An 18047-nucleotide genomic window follows, 5' to 3' on the forward strand; every position below is an offset into this window, starting at 1 on the left:
ACGTTTTGCCCCCTCAGACAATTGGATAAGGAACGCTTGCACGTCCCTTTCCATTGATTATTTCATAAAGCCTTTATAATGACGTTTAACAAGCTGAGATTCCAATTGTTTCATCGTTTCGAGGGCTACCCCGACGACGATCAGCAAACTGGTACCGCCAATCTGTGCAGATTGAGGCAGGTTTGCAATATTGATGAAGAATATCGGCAGAACCGAGATCACTGCGAGGAAGATAGCTCCTACGAAGGTCAATCGGTAAAGCACGCTTGTTAAATAATCTTGTGTATTTTTACCCGGACGGATTCCCGGAATATATGCACCTTGCTTTTTCAAGTTGTCCGCCACGTTTTCAGGGTTTACCTGAATAAATGCATAGAAATACGTGAATGCGACGATCAGGGCAATGTAAATGATCATGCCGACTGGACGCGTATAATCAAACGTATTCTGAATTGCATCCGTAAACGCGTTGGCACCAAAGAAAGAAGAAATGGTTTGCGGCGTGATCATAAACGCCACTGCAAAGATTACCGGGATAACTCCGGCCGCGTTTACTTTCAAAGGTAAATGCGTTTGCTGCCCATTCGAGCTCTGGCCACGGCCAGCTACACGTTTAGCATACTGAATCGGAATTTTACGCAACGCTTGTTGGACGTAAATGACCAAAACAGTAATTGCAACAACTGCGAGTGCGAGCAATGCCATAATGGCAATGTTGATCGGAAGCTGATCGCCAGCTCCTTGAATCTGCTGCGCATATAATTGATTGATTGCTCCTGGTACTGCAGCGACAATCCCTGCGAAGATGATAATCGAAATACCGTTCCCCACGCCTTGTGCCGTAATCTGCTCACCAAGCCACAATAGAAATGCTGTTCCTGCTGTCAGAACGATGGCGATTACCACATAGGTCGCAATTGAATCATCTTGAATCAATGAACCACCATACATTTGGTTAAAGCCGTAAGACATGCCGATCGCCTGGATAAAAGCAAGAACGATTGTAAAGTAACGAGTGAACTGAGCAAGTTTCCGTCTTCCGACTTCACCTTGTTTCGCCCACTCAGCAAATTTCGGCACAACATCCATCTGCAGAAGCTGCACGATGATAGACGCTGTAATGTAAGGCATGATTCCCATCGCCAAAATCGAGAAGTTGGCTAGGGCGCCTCCGCCGAAAGTATTCAAGAAACCGATCAGACCCATCTGATCAGTAGCTTGGAGTACTGACGCATCAACATTCGGCACCGGAACAAATGTCCCGATACGGAAGATGATGAGCATTGCTAAAGTAAAGAAAATTTTATTTCGAATATCAGACACGCGCATAAGGTTAGAGATTGTCTGAAACATTAAAGCACCTCGGTTTGACCGCCGGCAGCTTCAATAGCTTCTTTAGCTGATGCAGAAAATTTATGAGCTCTAACAGACAATTTCTTGTCCAAGCTACCGTTACCAAGGATCTTGATTCCGGAACGCTCTTTGCTCACAATACCTGTTTCGATCAACAATGCAGGTGTAATTTCTGTGCCTTCTTCGAAACGGTTCAACACGTCAAGGTTTACTACAGTGTAGTCTTTACGGTTGATGTTCGTGAATCCGCGTTTAGGTAAACGACGGAACAATGGGTTTTGACCACCCTCGAATCCTGGACGGACACCGCCGCCTGAACGGGCGTTTTGGCCTTTGTGACCTTTACCGGCTGTTTTACCAGTACCTGAACCGATTCCGCGTCCGATACGCTTGCGTGAGCTGCGTGAACCTTCTGCTGGTTTTAATTCGTGAAGTTTCATGTGGTTGGCACCTCCTTCTATAGAAATCAGGGATTAAACTTCTTTAATAGTTACTAAGTGAGCGACTTTATCAAGCATTCCGCGAACTGCCGCGTTGTCTTGATGCTCTACTGTTTGATGCATTTTGCGCAAGCCAAGTGACTGGACTGTTTTACGTTGTGTCGGTTTAGCACCGATCACAGACTTAGTGAGGGTAATTTCTAGTTTAGTAGCCATGTAATTTCCCTCCCTTATCCGAATAGCTCTTCTTTAGTTTTACCGCGAAGTTTTGCAACTTCCTCAGCACTTTTCAGTTGAGTCAGGCCGTTGATAGTAGCGCGCACCATGTTGATTGGTGTGTTGGAACCGAGGGATTTAGACAGAATGTCTTGTACTCCTGCAAGCTCCAATACCGCACGAACAGGTCCACCAGCGATAACACCGGTACCTGGTGAAGCAGGTTTGATAAGAATCGAACCAGCGCCGAAGCGTCCGGTCACGAGATGTGGAGTAGTACCTTTAATCATTGGTACTTCGATTAAGTTCTTCTTCGCATCTTCAATAGCTTTACGGATCGCTTCTGGAACTTCTTGTGCTTTCCCAGTGCCGAATCCGACTTTACCATTTCTGTCGCCTACAACAACCAATGCGGAGAAACGGAAACGACGTCCACCTTTTACAACTTTCGCAACGCGGTTAATCGTAACTACGCGTTCTTCAAGTTCAAGTTTGTTTGGATCAATACGACTCATGTAATGGGTCCCTCCTTCTTTTTAAAATTGTAAACCGTTTTCACGTGCAGCTTCAGCTAAAGCTTTTACACGTCCATGATATAGATAACCACCGCGGTCAAAAACAACTGATGTTAAGCCGTTTTCTACAGCGCGTTTTGCAATCGTTTCGCCGACTTTAGAAGCCGCTTCAACGTTGCCTTTATTTTCAAGAGAAAAATCTTTATCTGCAGATGATGCGCTAGCAAGTGTTACGCCGTTAACATCGTCGATCAATTGAGCGTAGATGAATTTGTTTGAACGGAAAACGTTCAAACGCGGACATGCAGCTGTACCCGAGATTTTAGAACGTACGCGAGCGTGACGTTTTTTACGGGATGCGTTTTTATCGAGTTTCGTAATCACTGAGGTCACTCCTTTCAGCCTGCCTAAGCAGCATTATTTACCTGTTTTACCTTCTTTGCGACGAACTTTTTCGTCTTCGTAACGGATCCCTTTGCCTTTATACGGCTCTGGTGGGCGAGTAGCACGGATGTTGGAAGCAAGTGCTCCGACCATTTCTTTGTTGATCCCTTTAATGATGACTTTCGTGTTGCCTGGTACTTCGATTTCGATTCCTTCTTCCGGAGTGAATTCCACCGGATGAGAGTATCCAACGTTCAAGACCAATTTTGTGCCTTGTAGCTGAGCACGGTAACCGACACCGACTAGTTCAAGTGAACGGGAGAAGCCTTCAGAAACTCCAGTAACCATGTTCGCAAGCAATGCGCGGGTCGTGCCGTGGATTGTGCGGTGATTTTTGGAATCTGACGGGCGTGACAATGTCAATACATTGTCTTCCTGTACGATTGTGATATCTGAGTTAAATGAGCGGTTAAGCTCACCTTTTGGTCCTTTGACCGTTACGTTGTTATCGTTTCCGATAGTGACTGTAACGCTTGCAGGAACATCGATTGGTTTTTTACCTACACGTGACATTCTGTTGCACCTCCATTCGTTTGTTGCTTCTTACCAAACGTAAGCTATAATTTCGCCGCCGACTTTTTTCGCGCGGGCTTCTTTGTCAGTTACCAAACCTTGTGATGTCGATACTAAAGCGATTCCAAGACCGTTTAGTACACGAGGCACCTCATCAGTTTTAGCGTATACGCGCAAACCTGGTTTTGAAATGCGTTTCAAGCCAGTTATGACGCGCTCATTGTTGGCACCGTATTTAAGGAAAATGCGGATCATGCCTTGTTTATCATCTTCAACATATTCTACGTCACGAACGAAACCTTCGCGCTTAAGGATTTCAGCGATGTCTTTCTTCACGTTGGAAGCCGGAAGCTCCAATTTCTCGTGACGAACCATGTTTGCGTTACGAATGCGTGTCAGCATATCTGCAATCGGATCTGTCATTGTCATTACATTTACCTCCTTCCCAATTTAGGGGATTACCAGCTGGCTTTTTTGACGCCAGGAATTTGTCCCGCATGTGCAAGTTCACGGAAACAAATACGGCAAAGTTTGAATTTGCGCAGCACTGAATGCGGACGTCCGCATCGTTCACAGCGTGTGTACTCTTGCACTTTATACTTTGGCGTGCGTTTTTGTTTTGCAATCATAGATTTTTTAGCCACGTTTACGCCTCCCTCACGTTTACTTTTGGAACGGCATTCCGAATTGTGTCAATAACTCACGAGCTTCTTCATCAGAGTTCGCAGTCGTTACAATTACGATGTCCATACCGCGTACTTTGTTAACTTTATCATAATCGATTTCAGGGAAGATCAATTGTTCTTTCACACCAAGTGTGTAGTTACCGCGTCCGTCGAAAGATTTTTTCGAGACGCCACGGAAGTCACGTACACGTGGAAGTGAAATAGCAATCAATTTATCCAAGAAGTCATACATACGCTCACCGCGTAGTGTAACTTTACATCCGATTGGCATACCTTCACGTAGACGGAAGCCAGCGATAGATTTTTTAGCTTTTGTGACGACTGGTTTTTGACCAGTAATCGTCTGCAATTCTTCAACCGCAGAATCAAGTGATTTTGTGTTTTGTACAGCTTCACCGACACCCATGTTGATGACAATCTTGTCAACTTTTGGCGCCTGCATTACTGATGAATACTCAAACTTGCTCACTAGAGCAGGTGTAATTTCGTTCATATACTTCTCTTGTAGGCGGTTCATGTGTGTACCTCCCCTCACTCAGGAATTTTATTTATCTAATTTTTCACCGGATTTTTTTGCAACACGAACTTTTTTGCCATCTTCCATTTTGTATCCTACGCGAGTCGGCTCGCCGGATTTAGGGTCAACTACCATCACGTTAGATACGTGGATCGCAGCTTCTTGGCTGACAATTCCGCCTTGCGGGCTTGCCTGGTTCGGTTTTGTATGCTTTTTGACGATGTTAACACCTTCAACGAGCACGCGGTCTTTCTTAGGTAGAGCAGTCAAAACAACTCCTGTTTTGCCTTTGTCTTTTCCAGAGATGACCTTAACTGTATCGCCTTTTTTTACATGCATTCTGTCGCACCTCCTTGGTATCGCACATTGGGTAATTTATAGAACTTCAGGAGCAAGTGAGACGATCTTCATGAAGTTGTTGTCACGAAGTTCACGTGCAACTGGTCCGAAGATACGTGTTCCGCGTGGACCTTTGTCATCACGGATAATCACACATGCATTTTCATCAAATTTGATGTAAGTACCGTCTTTACGGCGAGCTCCGCTTTTCGTGCGAACGATGACAGCCTTAACGACTTCACCTTTCTTAACAACGCCACCTGGTGTTGCTTTTTTCACGGTACAAACGATTACGTCACCGATGTTTGCTGTCTTGCGACCAGAACCACCAAGTACTTTAATCGTAAGTACTTCACGAGCACCCGAGTTGTCTGCAACTTTTAAACGACTTTCCTGTTGGATCACTTAGGTAACCTCCCTTCGGAACTTATATGATTCCGAACTAATTTGAATTAGATGATAACAGCTTTTTCGACGACTTCCACTAAACGGAAACGTTTTGTAGCTGATAGCGGACGAGTTTCCATGACGCGAACGACATCGCCCATTTTCGCTTCGTTGTTCTCGTCATGAGCCTTGAATTTCTTAGAGTATTTTACACGTTTGCCATAAAGCGCGTGCTTCTTTTGAGTTTCAATCAATACTGTAATGGTTTTGTCCATTTTGTCAGACACGACGCGGCCTGTGTATACTTTGCGTTGGTTACGCTCAGACATACTTGCAACCTCCTCTCGAATTATCAGTTGTTGCCACTGAGTTCTCTTTCATGAATCACAGTTTTCATACGGGCAATCGCTTTACGTACTTCGCGGATGCGAGCAGTATTTTCTAATTGACCAGTAGCCAATTGGAAGCGAAGGTTGAAAAGCTCTTCTTTCAGTGATTTCACTTTTTGTTCGATTTCAGCAGTGGTTAGGTCACGGATTTCATTAGCTTTCATTCGATTCACCACCAATTTCTTCGCGTTTTACGAATTTCGTTTTCACTGGCAGTTTATGAGAGGCAAGGCGAAATGCTTCGCGTGCAACTTCTTCAGATACTCCAGCGATTTCGAACATAATTTTTCCTGTTTTTACAACCGCTACCCAGCCTTCAGGTGAACCTTTACCGGAACCCATCCGTACTTCTAGAGGCTTTTTCGTATATGGTTTGTGAGGGAAAATCTTAATCCAGACTTTACCGCCACGTTTCATGTAACGTGTCATCGCAATACGGGAAGCTTCGATTTGACGGTTTGTGATCCATGAAGACTCAAGAGCCTGTAGACCATATTCGCCGAATGCGACTTCTTTGCCGCCTTTCGCTTCTCCGCGCATCTTGCCACGGTGTTCACGACGATATTTTACGCGTTTTGGCAATAACATATTATTTGCCTCCTTCCTCAGAATTCTTCTTGGTTGGAAGGACTTCACCGCGGTAGATCCATACTTTTACGCCAAGCTTACCATAAGTAGTGTCTGCTTCAGCGTGCGCATAATCGATGTCAGCGCGCAATGTATGGAGCGGAACAGTTCCTTCACTGTAGTGTTCAGAACGCGCAATGTCAGCGCCGCCTAAACGTCCAGATACTTGAGTTTTGATCCCTTTAGCGCCTGAACGCATAGTACGTTGGATCGTCTGTTTTTGAGCACGACGGAAAGATGCACGATTTTCTAGCTGGCGTGCGATTCCTTCAGCAACCAATTTTGCGTCAAGATCAGCTCTTTTAATTTCTACGATGTTGATGTGTACACGCTTGCCAGTCACCGAGTTTAGTTGAGTGCGAAGTACTTCGACTTCGGAGCCACCTTTACCGATTACCATACCTGGTTTCGCAGTGTGGATTGTTACATTTACACGGTTTGCAGCGCGCTCGATTTCAATTCTAGAAACAGAAGCTTCTTTCAAACGTGTTTCGATGTATCCACGGATTTTCAAATCTTCGTGAAGGAGTGTCGCGTAGTCTTTTTCAGCATACCATTTCGACTCCCAGTCACGAATGATTCCGATCCGCATTCCAATTGGATGAATTTTTTGTCCCACGAATTATCCCTCCTTCTTCTCAGATACCACTAGTGTGATGTGGCTAGTGCGCTTGTTAATCGCGCTCGCACGTCCCATTGCACGTGGACGGAAACGCTTCAAAGTCGGTCCTTCATCAACGAATACTTCGCTGACAACAAGATTCTCGACGTTCATTTCGTAATTGTGTTCAGCGTTAGCTGCTGCAGATTTCAATAACTTCTCAACAACAATCGATGATGATTTTTGAGTGTGTTGTAAAATCGCAACGGCTTCGCCAATTTGCTTGCCTCGAATTAAATCTACTACTAAACGGACTTTACGAGGAGCAATACGTACTGTTCTAGCGACAGCTTTTGCTTGCATGGGGAAATCCTCCTCTCAATTAACGTCTTGTTTTCTTATCGTCTGCACCATGACTAGCGTATTTGCGTGTTGGCGCGAATTCGCCTAGTTTATGGCCCACCATGTCTTCAGTCACGTATACAGGTACGTGTTTACGACCATCATATACTGCGATTGTTTGTCCGATGAATGTCGGGAAAATTGTAGAACGGCGAGACCAAGTTTTGATCACTTGTTTTTTCTCAGAGTCCTTCTGTGCTTCAACTTTTTTCATAAGATGATCATCAGCAAAAGGTCCTTTTTTCAAGCTGCGGCCCATGTGGGATCCTCCCTTCGTGATTGCACCACGGTTCTGTTAGCGAACCGTAGCGGAATCAAATTATTTTTTACGACGACGCACGATGAATTTATCGGATTTATTGTTTTTCTTGCGAGTTTTGTATCCAAGAGTCGGTTTGCCCCATGGAGACATTGGTGATTTACGTCCGATTGGCGAACGGCCTTCACCACCACCGTGTGGGTGATCGTTCGGGTTCATTACAGATCCGCGGACTGTCGGGCGATTGCCCTTCCAGCGGTTACGTCCTGCTTTACCGATGTTGATCAATTCGTGCTGCTCGTTTCCTACTGCACCGATAGTTGCGCTGCAAGTAGCAAGAATCAGGCGAACTTCGCCTGATTGCAAGCGAACTGTTACGTATTTTCCTTCTTTACCAAGCACCTGTGCTGAAGCTCCTGCAGAACGTACCAATTGGCCGCCTCCGCCTGGTTTCAATTCGATGTTATGGATTGTTGAACCCATCGGGATGAGTGACAACGCCATAGCATTACCTGGCTTAAAGTCAGCTTCTGGTCCTGACATTAGCTGTGTTCCAACGACTACTCCTTTGGGAGCAAGGATGTAACGCTTTTCTCCATCAGCATAATGAATCAATGCGATGTTTGCAGAACGGTTTGGATCGTACTCGATTGTAGCAACGCGGCCTGGAATGCCATCTTTGTTACGTTTGAAATCGATGACACGGTATTGGCGTTTATGTCCACCGCCGTGATGGCGTACAGTTATTTTACCTTGGTTATTACGGCCGCCTTTACGCTTTACTGGACGTAAAAGCGATTTTTCAGGCTTGTTCGTTGTGATTTCAGCGAAATCCGAACTCGTCATGTTACGACGACCGTTAGTGGTAGGTTTATATTTTCTAATCCCCACGTTGTTTCCCTCCTTCTTTAATAGTCCTTTAAGAACTTATGGAATTAAATTTCAAATAGTTCGATGTCTTTTGAGTCAGCAGTCAATTTTACAATCGCTTTACGGCGCTTGTTAGTGTATCCTGCGTGTTTGCCCATGCGCTTGAATTTGCCTTTGTAGTTCATGATGTTGACTTTATCAACTTGAACGCCGAAGACTTCTTGCACTGCATGTTTAACTTGTGTTTTATTAGCGCGAACGTCCACTTCAAAAGTGTACTTCTTCTCCGCCATTACCTCAGAAGAACGCTCGGTAATGACTGGACGCTTTAGAATGTCACGTGCTTCCATTAACCTAGCACCTCCTCGATTTTCTCTACGGCTGCTTTAGTCATGATGACTTTATCATGTCCAAGCAAGTCCAATACGTTGATGCCGTTTGCCGGAACAACTGTCATGCCTTTGATGTTACGTGCAGATAATGCGACGTTCTCATCAAGGTCAGCTGTTACGAACAATGCTTTTTTACCGATAGATAGGTCATTCACCAATTTAGTGAATTCCTTTGTTTTCGGTGCATCGAAAGCTAATCCTTCAAGTACCATCAAGTTCTCGTTCACTACTGTCGAAGACAATGCTGAACGAAGAGCCAAACGACGGACTTTTTTCGGAAGTTTATAGCTGTAGCTACGTGGTGTCGGGCCGAATACGACGCCGCCTCCACGCCATTGTGGTGAACGGATCGAACCTTGACGGGCACGTCCAGTTCCTTTTTGACGCCATGGCTTTCTTCCGCCACCGGTTACTTCAGAGCGGGTTTTAACTTTATGGTTACCTTGACGCAAAGAAGCACGCTGTGCAACTACTGCATCGAAGAGTACAGATTCATTTGGTTCAATACCGAAGACAAGATCGTTCAACTCGATGTCGCCAACTTGTGAACCGGTTTGATTTAGTAAAGCTACTTTAGGCATTCCTGTTTCCTCCTTTCCTTAAATATTATTATTTTGCTTTGATTGCCGTTTTAACGCGGATCAATGCTTTGCGTGAACCAGGAACATTACCTTTAACTAGAAGCAAGTTGCGCTCAACATCCACTTTCACAATGTGAAGGTTCTGGATAGTGACCGTGTTGCCACCCATTTGACCAGGTAATTTCTTTTGTTTGAATACGCGGTTTGGAGCAACCGGCCCCATTGAACCAGGACGACGGTGGTAACGTGAACCGTGAGTCATTGGTCCGCGAGATTGTCCGTGGCGTTTAATAACACCTTGGAAACCTTTACCTTTCGTAGTTCCTGTTACATCTACTACATCGCCTTCTGCGAATACATCTACTTTGACTTCTTGACCAATCTCGTAATCAGCTAAGTTTACATTGCGAAGTTCGCGAATGAAGCGCTTAGGAGCAGTGCTTGCTTTTGCTACGTGGCCTTTCTCCGGTTTGTTGGAAAGCTTTTCGCGCTTATCCTCAAAACCAAGTTGTACCGATTCGTAGCCATCCAATTCAACTGTCTTTTTCTGAAGCACTACGTTTGGAGAAGCTTCAATTACAGTTACAGGGATCAAATCACCGTTCTCAGCAAAAACTTGCGTCATACCGATTTTTCTACCTAAGATTCCTTTGGTCATGTCGTCACACCTCCTGCAAATTTTTATGTTTTCTATTTTCGGTTACCAATTATAGTTTGATTTCAATATCAACGCCGGATGGTAGATCCAGTTTCATTAGCGCGTCAACAGTCTGTGGTGTCGGGTTAACGATATCGATCAGACGTTTATGTGTGCGCATTTCGAATTGTTCACGAGCATCTTTATACTTGTGGACAGCTCGTAAGACTGTGTAGATTGATTTTTCCGTCGGCAACGGTATCGGACCCGATACGCTAGCACCTGAACGTTTTGCAGTTTCAACAATCTTCTCAGCAGACTGATCCAGGACTCTATGATCATATGCTTTCAAACGGATACGTATTTTTTGTTTTGCCATTATTTTCCCTCCCTTTTCGCCTATTTTTGTTATAGACTTCTCCACGAAAATTTTCCGCACACTCGCCATGGCAAAGCGGCCGTGTGTGTCGGTAACCTCTCGCTTCTTCGCAGTCAAAGACCAACATTCACCATTATACAAAATAAAAAAGAATTCCGCAAGACTTTCCACGAAATTCTTTTTCATTCGCTTTTATTAGTATAGCAGGATTTATTTCACTTTCAACCGATACGATAATAGTCGAAATCTTTCGGACTTAGCCGAGGAACATGACCGCGAGCCAGCCGAAGATGACGAGCGGAATATTATAGTGGAGGAACGTCGGAACGACCGTATCCCATATGTGGTTATGCTGGCCGTCGACGTTGAGACCTGCTGTCGGGCCAAGTGTGGAGTCGGACGCAGGAGAGCCGGCATCGCCGAGCGCTCCTGCTGTCCCGATCAAGGCGATGATTGCGAGTGTCGAGAAACCGAACTCCACACTGAGCGGCACAAAGATGGCGGCGATGATCGGAATCGTCGAGAAGGAAGAGCCGATCCCCATCGTGACGAACAATCCGACGATCAACATGGCGAGTGCCGCTAGTCCCTTTTGGTCGCCGAATAAGTCCGCTGTATTTTCAACAAGTGTTTCAATTGCGCCGGTAGCTTGAATGACTGCAGCGAAACCGTTCGCCGAGATCATAACGAAGCCGATAAACGCCATCATGCGCATACCCGCCGTCAAGACGTCGTCCGCTTCTTTCCACTTCATCGCACCGAAGATGTAAAGAATCAAAATACCGGCGAGCGCACCGATGATCATCGATTCGCTTTCGATCTGCGCATAGAGCGCTGCAACGAGTGCGATGATTGTGACGATGACATCCTTTACAGAGGCTGTCCGTTTTGGAGTTTCTTCTATAGAAGTAGTGGTTCCCACTTCACGATAATCGCGCGGCTTGCGGTAGGAAACAAACACGGCGATGATCAGGCCGAGGAATAGCCCAGCGACAGGGAAAATCATTGCTCGTGGAATGTCCGCCATATCGATCGGCATGCCGGCGAGCGCCATCTGATTGGCGAGGATTTCATGAAAGATCAGCCCGAATCCGTATGGCAATAAAATATACGGCGCCGTCAATCCGAATGTCAGAACGGCTGCGATAAGCCGGCGGTCGATGCGCAACTCATTTAAGATGTGCAGAATTGGCGGCACCAATAACGGGATAAAGGCTATGTGGATCGGGATCAGGTTTTGCGAGAAGATCGCCATTGCAAAAAGTGCAAAGATGATGAGCGCTTTCGCCAAGTTCTGGCGCGTCGCTTCCCCTTCTTTATTGACCAGTTTCAATACTCCTGCAACCAATAGCTCCGGGATGCCGGTGCGGGAAATCGCGACGGCAAATCCCCCAAGCATAGCGTAGCTCAGCGCAATGGTCGCACCACTGCCAAGTCCTTCTGTATAGGAAGTCAGCGTTTCAGTAAAGCTTAGCCCGCCGCTCAGTCCACCTGCGAGCGCTCCGAGCAGCAATGCGAAGACGACGTTGACACGGAGCAAGCTCAAAATCAGCATCACTAACACCGCGATAATAACTGCATTCATTGTTCATTTCTCCTTTAGTTTGCTAAAGCGTTAAAGTACTTTACTAAAATAACAAATCTGCTGAATGATGTCAACATCGCCCGCCCAACAGTGTATCGAACAAAAAAACCGCTCCGCCGCAGCCCTGTTAAGTCGTTTAACAGTGAGCTTTGGTGGAACGGGTATTTTTAGGCTTGTTGCATTTTCTCTTCGTACGCCTGGATATAGGAATCGTATTGGATCGTGAGGGCGATTTCATCCCAGCCGTTCAACAGCATTTCTTTCCAGTACGGGTCGATATCGAACGAATAGCTTACGCCGTCTTCGCCTGTGACGCTTTGTTCTTTCAAATTGACGTCGAGTCGGTACGGCGCCTTGTTGCCTTTTTCAAGCAAAGTACTCACTTCTGCTTCTTCTAGGCGAATCGGCAAAATGCCGTTCTTCACACAGTTATTATAGAAGATATCCGCATAGCTCGGTGCAATGACGACATTAAAGCCGTAATCCTGGATCGCCCACGGTGCATGTTCGCGGGAGGAGCCGCAGCCAAAGTTTTCCTGGGCCACAAGAATTTCAGAGCCTTGGAAGCGAGGGTCGTTCAAAACAAACTGTTCATTCGGTGAACCGTCCGAGTTAAAGCGCCAATGGTAGAACAAGTATTTCCCGAATCCTGTGCGCTCGATGCGCTTGAGGAATTCCTTCGAAATGATTTGGTCGGTGTCGACGTTTTTGCGGTCGAGCGGCGTTAACACACTCGAAATTTCGTTGATGGGTTTCAAATTCAGTTCCTCCTTCCGTTATGCCGAGGGCACAGGCTCTTTCATAAAGTTTCGGACATCAGTCAAATGCCCTTCGATGGCCGCAGCCGCCGCCATGACCGGACTCACCAAGTGCGTCATAGATCCGGCTCCTTGACGCCCTTCGAAGTTGCGGTTCGAGGTAGAGGCGCAGCGCTCTCCTGCCGGTACAGAGTCTTCGTTCATCGCCAAGCACATGCTGCAGCCTGTTTCACGCCATTCAAAACCAGCTTGCAGGAACACTTGGTCGAGCCCCTCCGCTTCCGCTGCACGCTTCACAGTCTCTGAGCCCGGCACGACAATCGCTGTGACGGACGGATGGACCGTTCTGCCTTTGACGATGTCACTCGCCGCACGCAAATCGCTTAGGCGGGCGTTCGTACAGGAGCCGATGAATACGTGTTGGATTGCGATGGACGAAAGCGGGGCTCCTTCTTCGAGTTGCATATAAGCCAGCGCCTGGCGCAATGCATCTTTGTCTTCCTGTTTGTCGTAATCCTTAGCTGTCGGCACGCTTGCGGCAATGCCTGAACCCATGGACGGGTTTGTACCCCATGTAACAAACGGGGATATGTCATCGGCGTGGATAGTGTGCGTCACATCAAAAATCGCGCCTTCGTCTGTCGCCAATGCCAGCCAGCGATCAGCTTCTCGTTCGAACGCTTCACCTTCGGGGACGTTTCTTCTGCCGCGCAAATATTCGATGGTTGTTTCGTCTGGACTGACGAGTCCGGCGCGAGCGCCTGCTTCGATGGACATATTGCATATAGTCATGCGCTCTTCCATCGACAAGTTGCGGATCGCTTCACCGGTGTATTCGACGATATGCCCTGTTCCCATATCGATACCGAACTTCGAGATGACGGCAAGGATGACGTCTTTGGCGGAAACGCCAAAGCCCAGTTCACCGTCGATGCGGATTTCCATCGTTTTCGGTTTGGACTGCCACAATGTTTGTGTCGATAACACGTGCTCCACTTCACTTGTCCCGATGCCGAACGCCAAAGCGCCAAATGCTCCGTGTGTGGACGTATGGCTATCGCCGCAGACAATCGTCTTGCCGGGCTGCGTTAGACCGAGCTCCGGTCCGATGACGTGGACGATGCCTTGGTCCGGATGATTGATCCCCGCGAGCGGCACGCCGAACTCATCGCAATTGTCCTGAAGCGTTTTGATTTGCTTGCGGGAAATCGGATCTGTAATCACTGAGCGATTGCGAGTCGGCACGTTATGGTCCATCGTCGCGAAGCATAAATCCGGACGGCGGACTTTTCGGCCGTTTATGCGTAAGCCTTCAAATGCTTGAGGCGATGTGACTTCATGCAATAGATGCAGGTCGATATATAAAAGGTCGGGTTTTCCCTGTTCTTCGAATACAATATGCTGTTCCCAGATTTTTTCAATAATCGTCTTAGCCATGCGGAGTGCCCCTTCCATTTACACGTAGGAAAACATGATATGTTCTGACACGAATTCCCGTTCCAATTCTTCGATTACTTTTTCTACAAAGCGTTCCGTGGAGATGACTTTATTGCCGCAAGCAGACAAATCGCCTGTGCAATAGCCGTCTTCGAGGACGCTCATGACTGCTTCTTCGATTGTTGCTGCTTCTGACTCCATGCCGAACGATTGGCGCAGCATCATGGCAGCAGACAAAATTGCAGCGGATGGGTTCGCTTTATTTTGCCCTGCGATGTCCGGTGCAGACCCGTGTACCGGTTCGTACAAGCCGAAGCCGTCTGCACGGATGCTTGCAGAAGGCAACATGCCGAGTGAGCCGGTGATGACCGATCCCTCATCGCTCAAGATATCGCCGAACATGTTCTCCGTCACTAAGACGTCGAATGAGCGCGGGTTGGTGATCAATTTCATCGCAGCTGCATCGACTAGCATATGCTCTACTTCCACATCCGGGTAGCCCACTTTTCGCTCCTCAACAACTTTTCTCCATAGCTTACTGGATTCCAGGACATTCGCTTTGTCGACAGAAGTCAATTTGCCGCGGCGTGCGCGGGCCATTTCAAACGCCTGATCGACGATGCGCTCGATTTCTGCTCGTGTGTAGACAAGTGTATCGACCGCTGAGTTTTCATTATGGCGTTTCGGTTCCCCGAAATACAAGCCGCCAGTAAGCTCACGGACGATGACCATATCCACTTCGCGCGCGATTTCTTCTTTTAACGGGGAAGATCCAAGAAGTGCCGGCACCGCTTTTACCGGACGGACATTGGCGAACAAATCGAAATGCTTGCGGATATTCAAGAGCCCTTTTTCCGGACGCTGTTCTGCCGGGTTATTGTCCCATTTCGGGCCGCCGACCGCACCGAGGAGGATCGCATCGCTCGCTTCACACGCTTCGACGGTTTCTTTCGGCAGTGGGCTGCCGGTTTCATCGACCGCCACTCCTCCGATCGCCGCGAATTTCCAATGGAATGTGTGGCCATAGCGCATTGCGATGGATTTCAGCACCTTCACTGCTGCCTCTGTTACTTCTGGTCCGATGCCGTCTCCTGGCAATACTGCGATTGTCTTTTCCATAGTAATTCCTCCTCTGTGGGTTTGTTTGTTACACTGCTTGGATTTTCGTTTTATTTCCTTGTTTCACGAGCTGGCGGTTCACTGCGTTGAAATAAGCTTTCGCTGTTGCTTCCAGAACATCTTGCGCAACGTCGCGTCCTGTGACGGTTTCTCCATTATAGCTCATATTGATGACCGCTTCGCCGAGTGCGTCGCGCCCTTTGCCGATTGAAGTGACACGGTAATCAAGGATGTGCACTTTGCCGTCGACGATGCGTTCGAGTGTATTGAATATTGCTTCCACAGAGCCGGAACCGGTCGCTGCCTCATGAATCGCAGTGCCGTCGGGGCCAGTTGCAGAAGCTGTCGCGGTCGGTATATTGGCGGTGCCATATTGCACTTGTACGCTTTCGAGTTTATAGACCGGTGTTTCGGTGTCGTTGATTTGCTGATCGGTCAACAGTACATACAAATCGTCTTCGGTGATTTGCTTTTTCCGGTCGGCCAGCTTTTTGAATTCGACGAATGCTTCATTCAATTTATTGTCCGGCAACTCGAAGCCCATCTTCACAGCACGGTCACGGAAAGCGTGTCTGCCGGAATGTTTGCCAAGGACCAGTTCTGTTACCGCATCCCCGATTAATTCCGGTGTGATGATTTCATAGGTTAGTGGATTTTTCAGCATGCCGTCCTGGTGAATGCCCGATTCGTGCGCGAAGGCATTTTTCCCGACGACCGCTTTGTTCGGCTGGATGATGCTGCCGGTCAATTGGCTGACCAATTGGCTCGACCGTTTAATTTCATGCAAATTGATCCCTGTCTCGATTTCGTAGAATTGTTTACGGATGTGAAGTGCTACCGCAATTTCTTCCAAAGCGACGTTTCCTGCACGTTCGCCGATTCCATTGATGGTTCCTTCGACTTGTGTCGCACCATTTTCAATCGCCGCAAGTGTATTCGCTGTCGCCATGCCGAGATCATTATGGCAATGCGCGGATAGCTTCACTTTCTCGATGCCCGGTACGTTTTCCGTCATATAACGGAACATCGCGCCGTATTCTTCCGGCGTCGCATAGCCGACTGTATCCGGCAAGTTGATTGTCGTCGCACCTGCTTCGATAACTTTCTTGATAATGTGCACCAAAAATTCCGGGTCGGATCTTGACGCATCTTCCGCTGACCACTGGACGAGCGGGAAGAATTTTTTTGCGTAGCGGACAGACTCGACAGCGATGTCGACGACCTGCTCCGGGGTTTTCATCAATTTATGTTCCATATGGATAGGGGACGTTGCCAAGAAGATGTGGATATGCGGCTGTTCCGCTCCCTTCAAAGCTTCCCATGTCCGATCGATATCCGCTTTCATGGAGCGGGACAGGCCCGTTACGATAGAGTTCTTCACCGTACCGGCAATCCGCTGCACTGCGTCGAAGTCGCCAGGCGATGAAGCCGGGAACCCCGATTCGATAATCGTCACGCCCAGACGTTCAAGCTGGCGGGCGATTTCGATCTTCTCTGCTGTATTCAAGTTGATCCCGGCCGACTGTTCCCCGTCTCGTAGTGTCGTATCGAAAATATCAATTTGTGACATTGGTGACCACCTCTTTTGGTTTTTTGTTTTCATTGACGAACGGCATCATAGCTCGCAACTCGCGGCCGACTTGTTCAATTTGGTGTTCCGCTTCAGCGTTTTCGATTGCTGTGAATTCCGGGCGGTTCAATTGGTTCTCAAGCAACCAGCCTTTGGCGAACTTGCCGGTTTGAATATCCGTCAACACGTCTTTCATGCGGGCTTTTGTATCCGCATCGACAATGCGCGGGCCGGATACGAAGTCGCCCCATTGAGCAGTATCGGAAATTGAATGGCGCATGCCGGACATGCCGCCTTCATACATCAAGTCAACAATCAATTTCAGTTCGTGCAAGCATTCAAAGTATGCGAGTTCCGGCTGGTAGCCTGCTTCCACTAAAGTTTCAAATCCTGCTTTGACGAGTGAAGTTACCCCGCCGCAAAGAACTGCTTGTTCTCCGAATAGATCGGTTTCTGTTTCTTCCTTGAAAGTCGTCTCCAGGATTCCTGCACGGGCGGCGCCGACTCCTTTTGCATACGCTAGAGCCGTGTCTTTCGCATTTCCGGATACATCCTGGTGGATGGCGAACAAAGCGGGTACGCCTGCTCCTGCTTCGAATGTTCTGCGAACGAGATGTCCCGGCCCTTTTGGAGCGACGAGGAAAACATCGACGTCTTTTGGAGGAACGATTTGATTGAAATGAACGTTAAAACCATGTGCGAAAACGAGCGATTTTCCGGCCACGAGATGCGGTTTGATGGATTCTTCATAGATTTGCGTCTGGCGCTCATCCGGTACGAGTACCATGATGACGTCACCCGCTTGTGCTGCTTCTGCTACAGTCACCACTTCTAAGCCGTCTTCTTTCGCCTGGTCGAACGATTTGCCCGGACGGACACCAACTACTACTTTAAAACCGGAATCTTTCAAGTTCTGTGCGTGGGCGTGTCCCTGTGAACCATAGCCGATCACCGCGATTGTTTGTCCTTTAAGTGCCTGTTCGTTTACGTCTTGGTTATAATACATTTTTGCCATTTTCATTTCCTCCTCG

The 18047-nt window shown here is 47.5% G+C and carries 27 protein-coding genes and 1 pseudogene; all 28 read right to left on the bottom strand.

Features of this window, described 5'->3' with window-relative positions:
• Window positions 1-57: 57 nt before the first annotated feature.
• Entirely contained in the window at window positions 58-1353 is a 1296-nt protein-coding gene (gene secY / locus J7E21_RS12410; protein WP_215108207.1) for a preprotein translocase subunit SecY, read from the bottom strand.
• Window positions 1353-1793, bottom strand: coding sequence for a 50S ribosomal protein L15 (gene rplO / locus J7E21_RS12415; RefSeq protein WP_215108209.1), 441 nt, complete (start codon window positions 1791-1793; stop codon window positions 1353-1355). The genes secY and rplO overlap by 1 nt, the downstream gene beginning before the upstream one ends.
• A gap of 33 nt (window positions 1794-1826) precedes the next feature.
• Entirely contained in the window at window positions 1827-2009 is a 183-nt protein-coding gene (rpmD, locus tag J7E21_RS12420; RefSeq protein WP_068459713.1) for a 50S ribosomal protein L30, read from the bottom strand.
• 14 nt (window positions 2010-2023) lie between these two features.
• Window positions 2024-2524: a 30S ribosomal protein S5 gene (gene rpsE / locus J7E21_RS12425; RefSeq protein WP_215108211.1), complete on the bottom strand. Its 501-nt coding sequence runs from the start codon at window positions 2522-2524 to the stop codon at window positions 2024-2026.
• A gap of 21 nt (window positions 2525-2545) precedes the next feature.
• Complete coding sequence (gene rplR / locus J7E21_RS12430) at window positions 2546-2908, bottom strand: 50S ribosomal protein L18 (protein ID WP_215108213.1); 363 nt, start codon at window positions 2906-2908, stop codon at window positions 2546-2548.
• A 33-nt stretch (window positions 2909-2941) separates the two neighbouring features.
• Entirely contained in the window at window positions 2942-3481 is a 540-nt protein-coding gene (gene rplF / locus J7E21_RS12435) for a 50S ribosomal protein L6 (RefSeq protein ID WP_215108215.1), read from the bottom strand.
• Window positions 3482-3511: 30 nt separating this feature from the next.
• Window positions 3512-3910: a 30S ribosomal protein S8 gene (gene rpsH, locus J7E21_RS12440; protein WP_058382152.1), complete on the bottom strand. Its 399-nt coding sequence runs from the start codon at window positions 3908-3910 to the stop codon at window positions 3512-3514.
• A gap of 29 nt (window positions 3911-3939) precedes the next feature.
• Window positions 3940-4125 carry a type Z 30S ribosomal protein S14 gene (locus J7E21_RS12445; protein ID WP_215108217.1) on the bottom strand — a complete coding sequence of 62 codons (186 nt, stop codon included), beginning with the start codon at window positions 4123-4125 and terminating at the stop codon, window positions 3940-3942.
• 19 nt (window positions 4126-4144) lie between these two features.
• Window positions 4145-4684: a 50S ribosomal protein L5 gene (rplE, locus tag J7E21_RS12450; RefSeq protein WP_215108219.1), complete on the bottom strand. Its 540-nt coding sequence runs from the start codon at window positions 4682-4684 to the stop codon at window positions 4145-4147.
• Between the two features lie 27 nt (window positions 4685-4711).
• Window positions 4712-5023, bottom strand: a complete 312-nt coding sequence (gene rplX / locus J7E21_RS12455) for a 50S ribosomal protein L24 (RefSeq protein WP_058382154.1) — start codon at window positions 5021-5023, stop codon at window positions 4712-4714.
• Between the two features lie 36 nt (window positions 5024-5059).
• A complete protein-coding gene (gene rplN, locus J7E21_RS12460; RefSeq protein ID WP_033542790.1) occupies window positions 5060-5428 on the bottom strand; it encodes a 50S ribosomal protein L14 in 369 nt (122 codons plus the stop codon).
• A gap of 47 nt (window positions 5429-5475) precedes the next feature.
• On the bottom strand, window positions 5476-5739 hold the full coding sequence (rpsQ, locus tag J7E21_RS12465; protein ID WP_215108221.1) for a 30S ribosomal protein S17: 264 nt from the start codon (window positions 5737-5739) through the stop codon (window positions 5476-5478).
• 23 nt (window positions 5740-5762) lie between these two features.
• The gene (gene rpmC, locus J7E21_RS12470) at window positions 5763-5963 is read right to left on the bottom strand and encodes a 50S ribosomal protein L29 (protein WP_058382156.1); all 201 of its coding nucleotides are present in this window, start codon (window positions 5961-5963) and stop codon (window positions 5763-5765) included.
• Window positions 5953-6387 (bottom strand): 50S ribosomal protein L16, encoded by a 435-nt coding sequence (gene rplP / locus J7E21_RS12475; protein ID WP_215108223.1) that lies wholly within the window; start codon window positions 6385-6387, stop codon window positions 5953-5955. The genes rpmC and rplP overlap by 11 nt, the downstream gene beginning before the upstream one ends.
• Before the next feature lies 1 nt (window position 6388).
• Window positions 6389-7045, bottom strand: coding sequence for a 30S ribosomal protein S3 (rpsC, locus tag J7E21_RS12480; protein WP_215108225.1), 657 nt, complete (start codon window positions 7043-7045; stop codon window positions 6389-6391).
• Window positions 7046-7048: 3 nt separating this feature from the next.
• The gene (rplV, locus tag J7E21_RS12485) at window positions 7049-7390 is read right to left on the bottom strand and encodes a 50S ribosomal protein L22 (RefSeq protein WP_215108227.1); all 342 of its coding nucleotides are present in this window, start codon (window positions 7388-7390) and stop codon (window positions 7049-7051) included.
• Between the two features lie 19 nt (window positions 7391-7409).
• The gene (gene rpsS, locus J7E21_RS12490) at window positions 7410-7688 is read right to left on the bottom strand and encodes a 30S ribosomal protein S19 (protein WP_215108229.1); all 279 of its coding nucleotides are present in this window, start codon (window positions 7686-7688) and stop codon (window positions 7410-7412) included.
• 60 nt (window positions 7689-7748) lie between these two features.
• Window positions 7749-8579, bottom strand: coding sequence for a 50S ribosomal protein L2 (gene rplB, locus J7E21_RS12495; protein WP_215108231.1), 831 nt, complete (start codon window positions 8577-8579; stop codon window positions 7749-7751).
• A 44-nt stretch (window positions 8580-8623) separates the two neighbouring features.
• Window positions 8624-8908, bottom strand: coding sequence for a 50S ribosomal protein L23 (rplW, locus tag J7E21_RS12500; protein WP_215108233.1), 285 nt, complete (start codon window positions 8906-8908; stop codon window positions 8624-8626).
• Window positions 8908-9531 (bottom strand): 50S ribosomal protein L4, encoded by a 624-nt coding sequence (gene rplD, locus J7E21_RS12505; RefSeq protein WP_215108235.1) that lies wholly within the window; start codon window positions 9529-9531, stop codon window positions 8908-8910. The genes rplW and rplD overlap by 1 nt, the downstream gene beginning before the upstream one ends.
• Window positions 9532-9559: 28 nt before the next feature.
• Window positions 9560-10189, bottom strand: coding sequence for a 50S ribosomal protein L3 (rplC, locus tag J7E21_RS12510; protein WP_215108237.1), 630 nt, complete (start codon window positions 10187-10189; stop codon window positions 9560-9562).
• Window positions 10190-10238: 49 nt separating this feature from the next.
• Complete coding sequence (gene rpsJ / locus J7E21_RS12515; protein ID WP_215108239.1) at window positions 10239-10547, bottom strand: 30S ribosomal protein S10; 309 nt, start codon at window positions 10545-10547, stop codon at window positions 10239-10241.
• 256 nt (window positions 10548-10803) lie between these two features.
• Window positions 10804-12132, bottom strand: coding sequence for a Na+/H+ antiporter family protein (locus J7E21_RS12520; protein ID WP_215108241.1), 1329 nt, complete (start codon window positions 12130-12132; stop codon window positions 10804-10806).
• Between the two features lie 167 nt (window positions 12133-12299).
• Window positions 12300-12890 (bottom strand): 3-isopropylmalate dehydratase small subunit, encoded by a 591-nt coding sequence (gene leuD, locus J7E21_RS12525; RefSeq protein ID WP_215108243.1) that lies wholly within the window; start codon window positions 12888-12890, stop codon window positions 12300-12302.
• Window positions 12891-12908: 18 nt separating this feature from the next.
• Window positions 12909-14327 (bottom strand): 3-isopropylmalate dehydratase large subunit, encoded by a 1419-nt coding sequence (leuC, locus tag J7E21_RS12530; RefSeq protein WP_215108245.1) that lies wholly within the window; start codon window positions 14325-14327, stop codon window positions 12909-12911.
• Window positions 14328-14345: 18 nt separating this feature from the next.
• Window positions 14346-15446, bottom strand: coding sequence for a 3-isopropylmalate dehydrogenase (gene leuB, locus J7E21_RS12535; RefSeq protein WP_215108247.1), 1101 nt, complete (start codon window positions 15444-15446; stop codon window positions 14346-14348).
• A 28-nt stretch (window positions 15447-15474) separates the two neighbouring features.
• Window positions 15475-17016: a 2-isopropylmalate synthase gene (locus tag J7E21_RS12540; protein WP_215108249.1), complete on the bottom strand. Its 1542-nt coding sequence runs from the start codon at window positions 17014-17016 to the stop codon at window positions 15475-15477.
• A pseudogene (ilvC, locus tag J7E21_RS12545) lies at window positions 17003-18043 on the bottom strand (ketol-acid reductoisomerase); the annotation flags it as partial. The pseudogene ilvC and the gene J7E21_RS12540, both read right to left, overlap by 14 nt.
• Between the last annotated feature and the right edge of the window lie 4 nt (window positions 18044-18047).

Source organism: Planococcus sp. ISL-109 (genome assembly GCF_018613655.1).
Taxonomy (GTDB): Bacteria; Bacillota; Bacilli; order Bacillales_A; family Planococcaceae; genus Planococcus.